The following is a 14,895-nucleotide window of genomic DNA, read 5'->3' on the forward strand; positions in this document are numbered from 1 at the left end:
AAGTAATTAAGTTTTTATGTATTGATTAATGCTAATTATTTTAGAACTAAATAGTATTACACATTAAAATTTGAAGAAAACAGGAATTTTATTTTATGAAACGAATAGATTTTGAAAACGGAAAAATAACAAGTAATATTTTAAATGCTGCCATTCCAATGCTGATTGCACAAATCTTAAGTCTTTTGTACAACATTGTTGATAGAATTTATATTGCAAGAATTCCTAAAATAGGAACAACTGCTTTAGGAGCAGTAGGATTGTGTTTTCCGATAATTATAATAATAACAGCTTTCAGTAATTTGTTTGGAAGTGGTGGAGCACCAATTTTCTCAATTAAAAGAGGAATGAAAGAAAATGAAAAAGCTGCAATTATAATGAATACTTCTTTTTCCATGCTTTGTTTTGGCGGAATAATTTTAATGGCTGTTGGAATTTTATTAGCAAAGCCAATTTTATATTTATTTGGTGCATCAGACAGTGCAATTGTATATGCGTATCCATACATGATAATTTATATGATAGGAACGATTCCATCTATGCTTTCAACAGGAATGAATCCCTTTATTAATGCACAGGGATATGCAACTACGGGAATGATATCGGTTGCCATAGGAGCGATTGCAAATATAGTGCTTGATCCTATATTTATATTTGCTTTAAATATGGGAATTGAAGGGGCAGCAATTGCAACAGTTGTTTCACAGTTTATGTCTGCAATATTTGTACTTTATATTTTGAGAAAAAGAACAGAATATAAAATAAGGTTTGTTAGAAAGAATGAATTTAAAAAATGTGTTTATTTTGCAAAGAATATTGTAAGCCTAGGAACGGCAGGCTTTATTATGCAACTTACAAATAGTCTTGTTTCAATTTGCTGTAATAATGTTTTATCTGTTACAGGTGGAGATGTATATGTGTCAGTAATGACAATTATATCAAGTGCAAGACAAATGATAGAAACACCTATTTATGCAATAAATGAAGGAGCATCACCTATATTAAGTTTTAATTATGGTGCAGGAAAACCTGACAATGTAAAAAAATCTATTAAGGTAATGATGTGTTTAGTACTAGCTTATACAGCTGTTATGTGGGGAATTATTATAACAAAACCAGAATTTCTAATAGGTATATTTAGTTCTGATAAAACATTATTTAAAGATGCAGTGCCTGCACTTAAAATATATTTTGCTGCATTCATATTTATGGATTTACAGTACATAGGACAGACAGTGTTTAAATCATTAAACAAAAAGAAACAGGCAATATTTTTCTCTTTGCTAAGAAAGGTAATTATTGTAGCTCCGCTTACATATACACTTCCTTATGTATTTAATATGGGAACAGATGGTGTGTTTATGGCAGAACCAATATCAAATGTAATAGGTGGAAGTATGTGTTTTATTACAATGCTTGCAACAGTAATGCCTGAATTGAAAAGAATGAAGAAAAATTGAAAGTAACTGGAAGTTAAAATACTTTCCAAATTAAGGAGCAAAGAAAAATGAAATCCGAAAATAAAATTGGCATACAGAAAGATAAAAACGAAGCCGAAATAAAAATAATACTGGTATTTAAGTACATAATAATGGCTATAATTGTAGGGATAGTTGTAGGAATAATTGATACAATTTTTGGAAGAGGATTGATAGAAATATCTGATTTTAGAAATAAAAATTATAAGTTTTTACTTCCTTTTTTACCAATTGCCGGATTATTTATTACATGGATGTATCATAAGTTTAATGAACTTAGTTTAAAAGGAATGACCCTTGTGTTTGAAACAAGGCAGCAAAAGAGAAATTCTATTCCGTTAGCACTTGTACCACTTGTAATGGTTGGAACATGGATAACACATTTGTTTGGCGGAAGTGCCGGAAGAGAAGGTGTGGCAGTACAGATAGGAGCAACATTATCACATGCTTTTGGAAAAAAATTAAAAATGCCTGATAATAGTAAAGTAATGCTTATAACAGGTATGGCAGCAGGATTTGGTGGACTTTTTCAGACACCACTTACAGCTATATTTTTTGCGATGGAAGTAATAGTTACAGGCTATATGGATTACGAAGCTATGCTTCCTGCAATGATAGGGGCATTTGTCGCTTCTTTCACATCGCATACTTTAGGACTTGAAAAGTTTGAAGTCAATTTAAATCAGACAATAAATATGACGGATGCAAAAAATGTAATCGCTATAATTGTTTTAGGAATTGCATTTGGTATTGTAGGAAGACTTTTTTCTGTATTATTACAGAAATCAAAGATATTTATGAGTGAAAAAATAGCAAATCCATATATACGAATTGGTGTAATTTCTATTCCACTTGCATTATGCCTTTTATTTATCCTTTCAGGAAGATATACAGGACTTGGTACAAATCTTATATCAGAGGCATTAGGTGGAAATGAAGTATATTATTATGATTGGATTTTAAAATTACTATTTACAATCATAACTTTATCAATAGGATTTCAGGGTGGGGAAGTAACACCGCTGTTTTCAATAGGAGCAACATTAGGAGTGGTTTTAGGCAGCTTATTTGGAATATCTCCTATAGTGTGTGGTGCGCTTGGTTATGCAGCGGTATTTGGAAGTGCGACAAATACTTTAATTGCACCAATAATGATAGGAATAGAAGTATTTGGAGGAACAAATATGTTACCGTTTGTTATCGTGTGTGCAGTTGCGTACATAGTTAATGGAAATGCTTCGATTTATTCTGCCCAGCAGAAATCAGTAATGTAAAATGTAAATTATTATCATAAAAAGAATGTGTTAAATTTATGTAAATATTTATTTGAAAGTTGAATTTATCAGAATCCGGTGTTAGAATATCGGAGAAAAAGAAAGTAAATGGAGGTGAGTTTCATGGATAGTTGCGATAGTACAGGGCGAAGTTATATATGCAGTGAAAAGCGATGGCATATAAATATGTGGCTATCTATGAGACTTATTTAGCTACATAATATAGATATACGCCTTTAATAACACTGCATCAGATTTATGCCTTTACGTCACAGCAATGTAACTAAACGGTCTACTTAAGAGAAATCTGGAGTAGTGTTTTTTGTATGCTTAAATTAAGCAGGTAAAGAGGAGGCTGAAGTGGAAAAGACAGTTGTAAGAAATAATTATGTAGAAGAACTTGTAAATTTAATAAGAAGTGATTTAGATAAAGAAGAATTACTTGAACAAATATCTAATTATCATGAAAATGATATTGCAGATGCGTTGGAAAAATTATCGGAAGATGAAAGAAAAAAATTATATCCGATTTTAGGTGCAAAAAGAATTTCTGAAATATTTAGCTATTTAGAAGAAAATACCCGACAATATTTTGATGAGTTATCAGTGGAGAGTGCGGCTAAGGTAATTTCCCTTATGGATTCTGATGATGCTGTTGATGTACTTGAGCATTTAGAGGATTCAAAAAGAAAAGAAATTGTAAAAAAATTAGACGGAGATGCAGTTGCAGATGTAAAAATGATTTTGTCATTTGACGATAGTGAAATAGGCAGTTGCATGACAACTAATTTTATATGTATAAATAATAAACTTACAATTCGTCAGGCTATGAGTGAGCTTGTGAAGCAAGCCGGACAAAATGATAATATTACAACAATATATGTTATGGATGAAAATAAGAAATTTTTTGGAGCAATAGACTTAAAGGATCTAATTATTGCCAGAGAATATGATAAGTTAGATGATTTGATTAGTCATTCGTATCCGTTTGTATATGGACATGAGAAAATTGAAGATTGCATAGATAGAATAGTTGAATATGCTGAAGATTCCATACCGGTTTTATCAGCAGACAGATTTATAATTGGTGTAATTACGTCAGAAGATATTGTAGAAATGGTTGATGATGAGATGGGGGATGACTACGCTAAGTTAGCCGGTTTAACAGAAGAGGATGACTTGCAGGAAAGTGTAATTAAAAGTACAAAAAAGAGACTTCCATGGCTTATAGCTTTACTGTTTCTTGGAATGGCTGTATCTTCAGTTGTTGGAATGTTCGAATCTGTCGTAGCGATACTTCCGATAGTAATATGCTTTCAATCTTTAGTACTAGATATGGCAGGTAATGTTGGAACACAGTCTCTTGCAGTTACAATTCGTGTTTTAATGGACGAAAACCTAACGGGAAAACAGAAGATAGGATTACTAAGCAAAGAAATAAAAATAGGGCTATTAAATGGAGTACTGTTGGCAATAATGGCACTTACATTTCTTGGAGTATACATACATTTATTTAAGAACTATGGATGGTTAAATTCATTTATGATTTCAGGTTGTGTAGGAGCAGCTTTAATCGTTGCAATGGTTATTTCAAGTATGGTTGGAACGGTTATACCAATGTTTTTCCACAAAATAAAAATTGACCCGGCAGTAGCTTCAGGACCTTTAATTACTACGGTAAATGATTTAGTAGCTGTAGTAACATATTATGGTCTTTCAATGATGTTTTTAATTGATATTTTCAAAATAGCATAAGCATATGGCTTGACGTATGCTTATAAGATATCTATAATCGTGTTTGGTAAAAATTTTTTATTTAAATACCATATAAGAAAATAAAATAAACAAATTAGATTTTAACGGATTTATTCAAAAAACATCAAATAAATGTGATGAAAATACAATTATAGGAGTGATTGAAATGAATAAGACTAGGCAAATGTCAGAAACAATAAGACTTGGAATGCTTCTTGCTGTGTCAGGTGGATTTATGGATGCATACTCATACATAGAAAGAGATCAGGTATTTGCTAATGCACAGACAGGAAATATGTTGTTATTTGGTGTAAATTTATCTGAGGGAAATTTTTCAGTGGCAATGAGATATTTCCTCCCGGTATTAGCTTTCGCATTAGGGATTGCGTTAGCTGAGATTGTGCATAAAAAAGATTTGAATTTACTTCATTGGAGACAGGCAGCAGTTTTGGTAGAAGCACTTATATTACTTGGAGTAGCATTCTTTCCACAAAATATGAATCTGCTTGCAAATTCATTAACATCATTTGCATGTGGAATACAGGTTGAGAGCTTTAGAAAAATAAGAGGAAACGGAATTGCCACGACAATGTGTATTGGAAATATGAGAAGTGGAACTCAGAATTTATGTAATTATTTACAGGATAGAGATATTGAGAATTTAAAGAAAGCTTTATTATATTATGGAATTATTATCTGCTTTATTTGTGGAGCTATAATAGGAAATTTCTTTATAAAAATATTTGCAGAGAAAGCAATATTATGTTGCTCAGCACTTTTATTTTTTGCATTTATACTAATGTTTATAGATTACGAAAGAGAAAAAGAACAATAAAAAATATTATAATAAAAAAGCTGTCTATTTACAGGTTTGATTGGTAAGTAGGCAGCTTTTAGTTTATAATAAAACACAAAGAATATAACAAGATTAAAATTTAAATGATAAAAAATAGAATTAAAAATAAAAAGACAAGGTGGATAATTTTATGAATGAAAAGATTAGAAAACATATATTTTTTTATGGAAGAGTTCAAGGTGTAGGATTTAGATATTATTCAGTTTATAAAGCAAGGCAATTAGGACTTACAGGCTGGGTGAGAAATTTGTATGATGGCTCAGTAGAAATGGAAGTCCAGGGAGAGGAAAGAAGTATAGACGAACTGATAATGTTTTTAGAAAATCAGAGATTTATTCTAATAGAAAGAATGGATGCTAAGTCAATTAAATTAGAAGAAGATTATGATTTTTATGAGAGATAAAAAGACAGGCGTTTATGCTAATAGTAAAAAAATGATATAAAAATGAAAATTTGTAATATGGTGTTGTTGCAGAAGAAGGAACACCTGAAAATTTAGATGCAAATGGTGGAATATATCATCATATGCTAGAAACTCAGATGAAAAGTATGGAATGGAAATTTTAGGATTGAAAAATTTATAGATAAAAAATAAGGTTCTCTTTAGTGTAAATCAAATTTATATAAACAAAAGAGAATCTTTTTTTGTTAATGCAAAAATATTAGTTGCAAAAAATATAAAATCGGAAGCTGAAAAAATTCATAACCATATAGGTTATCTTTATATAGGTACTGATTATTTATTGAAAGTATGATAAAATCAATAAGTAGTATTTATTTGGGATGTTTTATAAGAGGAGAAGAGTATGTTATTAAATGAAAGCAACATAAATGTTGTACTTTTTAATAGTGCGATATATGAAATATTTGTGATAGCTGTAATGTATATATTTATTTCAAATATTCTTGAATTAAATAAAATACAAAAGAGAGTCTTTTTGGTAATATTCTTTGCCAGTATGTTTCCATTAAATATGTTTAGAGTTATAGTGCAGTATTACTATGAAGAATTAACAAATAAAACAATAGTAATCCTTTTGATAATGTTTGCAACTACGGTTATATACATATCAGCTTTGAAAATAATTACCACTTTAGATTATTTACATATTTTTATTGCGGATATGGGAGCACAAATAATTGCCGGAACATTTGTAGGAGGTATGTTTATATTATCTTCAAAAATCGTTAACAGACCATGGGAAATGTTGGTGCAATTAAAGATGTCTATACAAAATGTAATTATTTTCTTAAGTATTAATCTGATTACACTTTTTATTTGTTTAATCCTAAAAAAGTTGATATTAAAATATACCAAAAATTTTTGCAAAGAAAAACTAAAATATAAATGGTTACTATGGGGTATAGTTGTAATATTTAATGTAGGTGGATTTATAGCTACAACGGCCGGGGAGTTGTCTAAAAGAAATGTTATGATAACATCAATAGGATTAATAATATGTTTTATTTTTATAATGTATGAAATATCATGGATTGTTCGACTGAGAAAGGAAAAACAAATAAAGGAAGAAAATAAAATATTAAATATAGAAAATGCCGTTATGAAGGAATATTACAATACATTAGAATATCAATTAGAGCGGACAAGAAAATTTCGTCATGACATAGAAAAGCATATGAATGTGATAAGCGAATTGATTTTAAATAAAAATGAGCAGAAAAATTTAAAGAAATATGTTACACAAATTGAAGAACAATATCATTCATTAAAAAATATCAATTATTGTGGAAATCCTGTATTTAATGCTATTTTTTTGAATAAGCAAAAAGAATGTGAAAATAGAGAAATAGAATTAAAAATAAACATAAAGAAATTTAATATTGAAAATATACGTGAAATGGATTTAATAGCAGTTATTTCAGAAATAATTGAATATGCAATGTTTAGAGTAGATAAAGTACAGCCTGTTATTGAGTTTAATTGTGGAAATAATTTAGAAGATTTAATTATAGATGTAGAATATAAAGCTGTTAATTCAAATAGCAATAAAGACAAATTAACTGTAATTAATTCAGTTGTGGAAAAGTATGATGGTGCAATTGTTGTAAATAAAGATGATAATAAAGAAGAAGTTATTGTAATGTTATCAAATATATAAAGAAAAGAAGGAGAAGGTACAATGGGAGTTGATTATAATGTAGGACAGGTTTTCTTTAATAGTGCTATATTTCAAACTTTAGCGATATTAGGAATGTACACGTTTATTGCAGAAGTATTGTGTTTAGATAAGAAACAAAGAAAGATATTCTTTGTGGTATTTTTTATGAGTATGTTACCTCTAAATTTACTGAGATTTTATATACAGTATTATGTTAATGATTTGCCAAATAAGAGCGCTGTCATGGGAGCGATTATGGCATTGATAACAGTTATATACATTTCGGCATTAAAAATCCTTACTAATTTAGATTATATTTATATTTTTATAGCCGATATGTGTGCACAGATAGTTATGGGGACAACAATAGGAATGCCGTATGTTGCAATAGCAAGACTTGCAGGAAGAACAGAAAAAGATTTTTTACATATACCGTTTGGTAAAAAAGATATTCTACTAATATGTATACTAATTGCAGTGTATACAGTAATTTTACGATTATTAGGGAAATTTTTTAGAAAAAAGCTTTCATTTTTTATTAAGAAACCTTTAAAACACAGATGGATTCTATGGACAGTAGTTATTGTATTTAATTTAATGGGAACAGTTACATTGACTCCTGTATTTTATGGAAAGTATGATGTTATTTTTTCTTCAGTTTTGATGGCAGCATTTTTTGTAGCAGTATTATATGAAATTGCATGGCTTGTACGCCGTAACAGGGAAAAGCAACTAAAAGAAGAAAACAGAGTCTTAAATATAGAAAATGCCGTTATGAAGGAATATTACAATACATTAAAATATCAAATTGAAATGACAAGAAAATTTCGTCATGACATAGAAAAGCATATGAATGTAATAAATGATATGATTGCACAGGATGAGGATAATGCAGAAATTGAAAATATTGCAGATAAGGTTAATTTTGATTATGGATATTTAAAAAACGAATATTTTTGTGACAATCCAATACTAAATTCAATACTGATAAATAGAAATAATGAATGTAAGAATTGGAATATTAGATTAGATATTGATGCAGAAAAATTCAATAACGATAAAATTAAAGAAATTGACTTAATAGCTTTGATATCGAATTTATTTGACAATGCTATTGAAGAATGTAAATCAATTGCAAAGGAAAATTCAGATACACAAATAAAGTTCAAGATGAAAAATGAATCTAATAATATATTAATAACTATAGACAATTCAACGACTAAAAAGGAAATACTAGAGAAAGGAGTAACAACTAAGTCGGATAAATATGCTCATGGAGTAGGTTTAGAAATTGTTGAAGAAATTACTAAAAGATATAATGGAAAAATGGAAAGAAAGATTCAGGACAATATATATGAAACTCATATTATATTAAAAACTGAATAATAGAATTATAATCGAATACAAAGAAAATTATTTTTTTTAAAAATAAAAAGAGACAAAATCGACATAAATCGACAAGAAATCGACATAACTTGCAGTGAATATTGTTGAATAAATGATAAAATATTAAGAGTGGATATACTAAAAGAAGCGGTGAGGAATTTATGAACAAAAATATTGTAATATTAGATGATTGCCAAAGCGAGGCAGAAAAAACAAGATTCATATTATGTAGATTTTTTAGAGATATAGTTAATAGTACAAGTTGGAATATGGTTATATATACTGATGGGAAAAAATTAATAAATGATATAGAAAAGAGTGAAATTGAACCTACGATGATTTTTTGCGATGTTGATATGGAAACAGAAGAGTATAATGGAATTGATATTGCAAAGAAAATTAATGTTCTTGCACCACAAAGTCATATTGTTTATTTAACGAATTATCTTGAATATGCACCCGATATATTTCAAACAGAGCATTTGTATTTCGTTTTAAAGTCAGAACTTGAAAAAAGGCTTCCTGAAATTTATATCAAAATGATTAATAAAACGAAAGAACACCAGAAGACTCTTAGAATTGAAGGAAAGAGAAATAAGTTTATTGCAATAAAATATCTTGATATAGTTTACATAGAAAGAAAGGGAAGAACTACTTTTATTCATGGAAAAGAAGAGGAGTGGGAGACATATTTGCCACTTAATAAATTAGAAGAACTAATAGAAGATAGCAGCATAATAAGATGCCATAATAGTTTTATGGTTTCGATGAATTACATAAAGAAATATATCAGGGAATTATGCACTATGGTTAATGATGAAAAGATTCCAATAAGCAGAAAATATCAGCCGATTTTTAAAGAAGCTTTTGTAAAATGGAGCAAGGAACAGATATAAAAATATTTATAAATAATTTAAAGGCAGAGAACATTTGTAAGTTAATAATGACTTATAAATGTTCTTTTTTTATCTGGAATAAAAATGTGCAAAAATCGACACGAAAACGACATAAATAGCAAAAATGGATGTGGATGGAAATGGTAAAATATTAATAAGAATTATGTAAATGTTGGGCGGGATATCAAAGGAAGAAATTTAATAATTAACGTGTTGAGAAAGGAGAAAATATGAAAAGAAAAAATGTAGGTAAAGTGTTAATTCTAGTTATGATTTTGGGAATGCTTTGGTATACAGGTAACAGTAATTGTGTTAACGCGAAAGTTAAGAGTGTATACAGTTCTAATGACAATGTAACAATGAAAGGCAAATTAAAGAAGGTTAAGTATTATTATGGAGGTGAATATCAGATTAATTATGTTTTATATGTTAAACCTAAATTTGTTGTTGAGCATTCATATATGTACGATGATGCACCTATTCAAAGTAGAATATGTGTATATATAGATAAAAAACAATGGAAAAAATATAAAAATAAAAAAGTTAAAATAAAAGGAACTATGACGGAGAATTCAGCGTATTACTGTACACCATTTGGAATATATGACATAGATAGCATAAAGAAAATTGAAAAATAGAAAAGAGGCGATTTAGTTGAAAAAAAATAAAATAGTACGGAAAATAGAGGTAAAAAAAATTATATCTTGGATTCTTACAGTTATATTAATAGTAGGAATAATGGATGGGTTAATTTTTGAAAAAGAAGTGCAGGCTGCATCAAACCCATATGGAAAATGGCAGGATACAGAGTATGGTGATAAAGGTGGAGATGGAATTCCGGAAATTCGTTGTACATGGTTTGCATGGCAGTGTGCATATGACAGAACGGGTGTAGTGTTACCGAAGTTTGGAAATGCGGGTTCATGGCTAAAAAATGCTAAAAATAGTGGACTATCAACGGGTACAGTAGCAAGAGCAAATTCTATAGCAGTTTATAATCATAACGGATCTGATTGGGGACATGTTGCGTATGTGACATCTGTAAGTGGGAATATAATGTATGTTGATGAAGGAGGAAGAAAAGACTTAGATCATACATCTTCTCAAGGTGTGGCATATGCAAGAAGAGTTCCATCAAATATAGGAAGTGCAGAATGGTCTGGAGAAAAATATAATACATTGGCAGGATTTATATATTTAAAAGATGTTCCAGCACCAAAACCAGTGATACCTAATGCTCCATCAAATGTTAATTTAAATAAAAACGATATAGGATTGAATGATGGATTGAGTGTAACATGGAATGCGTCATCTGGAGCTACAAGTTATGATGTTAATTTGGTATGCATAACTAATAGTGCAAATAATCAATCAAAATCAGTAGGTGGAACAAGTGCATCCTTTTCAATAACAAAGGTCGGAACGTATAAAATTAATGTAAGAGCAAAGAATTCTGCTGGTACAAGTTCTGCAACAGAATCCGCAAATTGTGTAGCACATGAAAATGTAATAGTCAAATATGTGGATTGGAACGGTGACATAATAGGAAAAGAACAAAGTGTAAAGTGGGGAGGAAATGCAAGTGCACCTATAGCACCGGAAAGAGAAGGCTATACATTTCAAAATTGGAGTTCAGACGGAAAAAATATTAAATCTAATGTAGTGATTGAAGCAATATATAAAATTAATACATATGCTGTTTCATTTGTAGATTATAACGGAGATGTTATAGATAAAGTACAAAAAGTGGAATGGTCATCTTCAGCAATTGAACCTACAAATATTCCTACAAAAAAAGGATATATTTTTACAGGGTGGGACACTAGCGAATATAAATGTGTAAAGAAAGCGTTGACTGTTAAGGCAACATATGTTTGGGAAAACACAAATCTTCCAATAATTACAGAAATTGAATCGGCAAAAAGAAATGAAGAAGCAACAGGTTATGATATAAAAGTTAAACTGACAAATTTTCCAAATGATTTCACGAAAGGAAAGTTGGTTTTTGCATTAATAACAAAAGAAGGAAAAATGGTTGCATCAGAAATTAAGTCCATTAGTATGCCGGAAACAAAAGAAATAAGTGAAACGGCAACTATTTTATATTCGGGATTGGTTTCGCGAGTTCAAGTATCGATGATTGGTGTAGTTGATGATGAAACAACAGGAACACCGAAGGCAAAAGCTGTGACAGCACCTGTAGATGTTGGTAATAAGTGGTCAGACTGGATGACAACAGTACCTATAGGAGATGATATTATTACTGAAAGTAGAGATGAGTATAGATATAAAGATAGTAAGATTATAAAATCAGCAACACAACCAACTACCCCGGAAGGTTATAATTTAATTTCTAAAAATTCGACAGGAACATATACTCAATGGGGAAGTTGGAGTGGATGGAGTGATTCACCTATTTCAGGCAATATTTTAAAGGATGTAGGAACACAATCTGTAGTGGCTAGTTATGTTACACAATGGAATTATAAGAGATGGGTATCAGCTGATGGTAGAACATCGGGACCTACAAATGGAACTTGGGGTGGAAAAGCATGCAATATTTATCAAGAAAGAGGATGGGGAGGAGAATTGACTTGCGTTGGCGGTCAAAATTCTAACCAGGCAGGATATTTTAAGCTTTATGGAAGTGCCCCATGTTGGTATTATCCATGGACTAGACAGGTAGCGGGTTCTTATAAGACACAATATAGGTATCGTACAAGAAGTGAATACTATAATTATATATATAAACAAAATGAATTTAGCGAATGGCAACCAGATAAAGTAGAAACTTCTGATACAAGAGAGGTAGAAAAAAGAAAGGCATATAGATTCAAAACAAATTCTACAGAGGTCCCATGTTATAATTACAAACGATATAAATATACAAATATTAATAATGGAAAGATTGTATATAGTTATACAAGTATTTATGCAGATGGAATGGACTATCCGGGCGAATGGGAATACAAGACAGAATTTGAAGAACTTAAAAAAATAGCGATAGTAGATGATAACATCGAATTATATAATGGAACAGGAGAGAATTCATGGTATAAAGCAGATGTTAATAACGAGGGAACAAGCACCGTTTTTGAAACAAAATCATCACTTGAAGATCAAAAAGGAACACATCGTAAATTTGAGGGAAAAGCGGAAGGTGCAGCGGGCAAAGTTGCAACATTAATGGTTTATAAAGGACAAAATACGGATCCTATTGCTAGTCAAATTGAATATATAGGTCAGGTTACAATAGATGAAGATGGAAGTTATAAATTTGACTATGTAACAAAGGAAGAACCATCGGTAAAAACAGGTGATTTTGTTATAACCTTAGGAATTGAAGGCTCAACTAATTATCAGATAGTTGGAAAAATTGAAGCACCAAAACAAGTATATACGGTTGACTTTGTTGATAATGATGGAAATAGTATTGGTGAGCAAAAGAAGGTTGTTGATGGTGGAACTGTAGATGCACCGGAAGTTCCTGAAAAAGAAGGAATGGATTTTGTAGGTTGGGACACTGGCTTAAAGAATATACGAGAGAACATGGTTATTACAGCACAATATAAAAAGAAGAAATGTACTGTAATATTTGTTGATTGGGATAAAACATCCATTGAAATAAAGGAATTTAATTATGGGGATATATTGTCAATTGATAATATACCTGAAAAAGCCGGACAGATATTTGATAAATGGGTTGATGAAGAAAAACAGGAAGTTAAAGAGGTTAAATCCAATATGATAGTTCAAGCTTCATATAAGGATACGAAATACACTGTTAAGTTTTTGGATTGGAATGGAGACATAATAAGTGAACAAGAAATAAGTTACGGTGGAGAGGCAAAATTGCCAGAAAATCCAGAAGCACCAAATGATATATCTGTATTTGAATGTTGGAATAGATATGAAGAAGCTATGTATGTTACACAGGATGTAGCATTGTCACCTGTTGCAAAATATATAAAAAATACAGATAAACCAATTTTTACAAAGCAATCTGGAAATTATGAAGGAGAACAAAAAGTTGGTATATATTCCTTAAGTTCTAATACTGATATATATTATACAGTTTTAAGTGGTGAATGGGCAGAAGTCGCATGCCTAAATGAAGGTAGTTTTAAAAAATACGATGAACCGATAAGCGTATCACAAACGTCAACTATATTAGCGTATGCAGTTGGAAGAGAAGCTAATTCGAGTGAATTAGAAAGAGTAGATATTAAAATTAACGAAGAAACAACAACAGATAGTGAACTGACATCAAAGGATACAACAACAGAAGTAGTGACGGCACAAGAAACAACAGAGAAAATAACAAATAAGGATACTACGACTGAAAAAATTACTGAAAAAGAAACAACAACTCAAAGAGAAGAATTACTACCAACAAAACCATCAGGCTTGCAAGCAATAGTTGATAAAAATAATAACTACAATATTTATTGGATTGCCGGAAACAATGTAATGTATTATCAAATCTATGTGAATGGAGAAAACGTAGGTAATACTATATCAACAAATTATAGAATTCCAGCATCGTACTTTACTAATAATGGAGAATATAAAATTGAAGTAGAAGCAGTAAACAATATTGGAGCATCTGATAGAGCTGTTGTTATATATAAAGTTGAAAACGAGGAAGTGAGTTCGGATGGTATTGCAACGGGAATAAGTAATATACAGAAAGAAACAACAGAAAATTTGGCAACAATTCGTACAGAAAATGTTGAAAAATCATCAACTACAATGTCACAACAAGCTATAAGTAAAGAAAGTACAACAAGTGTTTCTATAACAACAAAAGAATCAATGAATAATGTTGTTATAGCAAAGGCATCAATCAAGAAGATTATAAACAAAGGTAAAAAGAAAATTTTTGTTAATTGGAAAGCACAGAGAGGAGTTGATGGATACCAGATACAGTATTCAACTAATAAAAAGTTTACTAAGAAATTAAAGAATAAAAATGTAAAAGGTTTCGTTAAAGAAAAGATGACAATAAAAGGATTAAAGAAAAAGAAATTATATTATGTTAGAGTCCGTGCGTATAAGAAAAATGGAAATGAAACTGTTTACGGTCCTTGGTCAAAAATTAAAAAAATAAAGATTAACAAATAACATATT

General features: G+C 30.1%; 10 protein-coding genes. All 10 read left to right on the top strand.

The genetic code is table 11. The features are described 5' to 3' along the window. Positions 1-95: 95 nt before the first annotated feature. Positions 96-1,460, top strand: a complete 1,365-nt coding sequence (locus DWW96_RS03635) for an MATE family efflux transporter (protein WP_117909167.1) — start codon at positions 96-98, stop codon at positions 1,458-1,460. 47 nt (positions 1,461-1,507) lie between these two features. Beyond that, positions 1,508-2,752, top strand: a complete 1,245-nt coding sequence (locus DWW96_RS03640; RefSeq protein WP_117909169.1) for a chloride channel protein — start codon at positions 1,508-1,510, stop codon at positions 2,750-2,752. Between the two features lie 360 nt (positions 2,753-3,112). Beyond that, a complete protein-coding gene (mgtE, locus tag DWW96_RS03645; RefSeq protein ID WP_117909171.1) occupies positions 3,113-4,507 on the top strand; it encodes a magnesium transporter in 1,395 nt (464 codons plus the stop codon). Positions 4,508-4,673: 166 nt separating this feature from the next. Beyond that, positions 4,674-5,342 (top strand): YoaK family protein, encoded by a 669-nt coding sequence (locus DWW96_RS03650; RefSeq protein WP_117909173.1) that lies wholly within the window; start codon positions 4,674-4,676, stop codon positions 5,340-5,342. Positions 5,343-5,493: 151 nt separating this feature from the next. Next, positions 5,494-5,766, top strand: coding sequence for an acylphosphatase (locus DWW96_RS03655; RefSeq protein ID WP_117909175.1), 273 nt, complete (start codon positions 5,494-5,496; stop codon positions 5,764-5,766). 403 nt (positions 5,767-6,169) lie between these two features. Then, on the top strand, positions 6,170-7,483 hold the full coding sequence (locus DWW96_RS03660) for a hypothetical protein (protein ID WP_117909177.1): 1,314 nt from the start codon (positions 6,170-6,172) through the stop codon (positions 7,481-7,483). A 21-nt stretch (positions 7,484-7,504) separates the two neighbouring features. Then, positions 7,505-8,869 (top strand): GHKL domain-containing protein, encoded by a 1,365-nt coding sequence (locus tag DWW96_RS03665; protein ID WP_117909179.1) that lies wholly within the window; start codon positions 7,505-7,507, stop codon positions 8,867-8,869. Positions 8,870-9,030: 161 nt separating this feature from the next. Next, positions 9,031-9,765 carry a LytTR family DNA-binding domain-containing protein gene (locus tag DWW96_RS03670; protein ID WP_117909180.1) on the top strand — a complete coding sequence of 245 codons (735 nt, stop codon included), beginning with the start codon at positions 9,031-9,033 and terminating at the stop codon, positions 9,763-9,765. A gap of 230 nt (positions 9,766-9,995) precedes the next feature. Beyond that, positions 9,996-10,403: a hypothetical protein gene (locus tag DWW96_RS03675; RefSeq protein WP_022089493.1), complete on the top strand. Its 408-nt coding sequence runs from the start codon at positions 9,996-9,998 to the stop codon at positions 10,401-10,403. Between the two features lie 16 nt (positions 10,404-10,419). Continuing rightward, the gene (locus DWW96_RS03680; protein WP_117909182.1) at positions 10,420-14,889 is read left to right on the top strand and encodes an InlB B-repeat-containing protein; all 4,470 of its coding nucleotides are present in this window, start codon (positions 10,420-10,422) and stop codon (positions 14,887-14,889) included. The last annotated feature ends 6 nt before the right edge of the window (positions 14,890-14,895 follow it).

This window comes from Eubacterium sp. AF17-7, assembly GCF_003461285.1.
GTDB classification, from domain to species: Bacteria; Bacillota; Clostridia; order Lachnospirales; family Lachnospiraceae; genus Eubacterium_U; species Eubacterium_U album.

What these genes read in the sequence shown, in the direction of transcription:
- DWW96_RS03670 (WP_117909180.1), top strand. Translation starts at nt 9,031, where the DNA reads ATGAACAAAAATATTGTAATATTAGATGATTGCCAAAGCGAGGCAGAA.
- DWW96_RS03640 (WP_117909169.1), top strand. Translation starts at nt 1,508, where the DNA reads ATGAAATCCGAAAATAAAATTGGCATACAGAAAGATAAAAACGAAGCC.
- DWW96_RS03665 (WP_117909179.1), top strand. Translation starts at nt 7,505, where the DNA reads ATGGGAGTTGATTATAATGTAGGACAGGTTTTCTTTAATAGTGCTATA.
- DWW96_RS03655 (WP_117909175.1), top strand. Translation starts at nt 5,494, where the DNA reads ATGAATGAAAAGATTAGAAAACATATATTTTTTTATGGAAGAGTTCAA.
- DWW96_RS03675 (WP_022089493.1), top strand. Translation starts at nt 9,996, where the DNA reads ATGAAAAGAAAAAATGTAGGTAAAGTGTTAATTCTAGTTATGATTTTG.
- DWW96_RS03660 (WP_117909177.1), top strand. Translation starts at nt 6,170, where the DNA reads ATGTTATTAAATGAAAGCAACATAAATGTTGTACTTTTTAATAGTGCG.
- DWW96_RS03635 (WP_117909167.1), top strand. Translation starts at nt 96, where the DNA reads ATGAAACGAATAGATTTTGAAAACGGAAAAATAACAAGTAATATTTTA.
- DWW96_RS03650 (WP_117909173.1), top strand. Translation starts at nt 4,674, where the DNA reads ATGAATAAGACTAGGCAAATGTCAGAAACAATAAGACTTGGAATGCTT.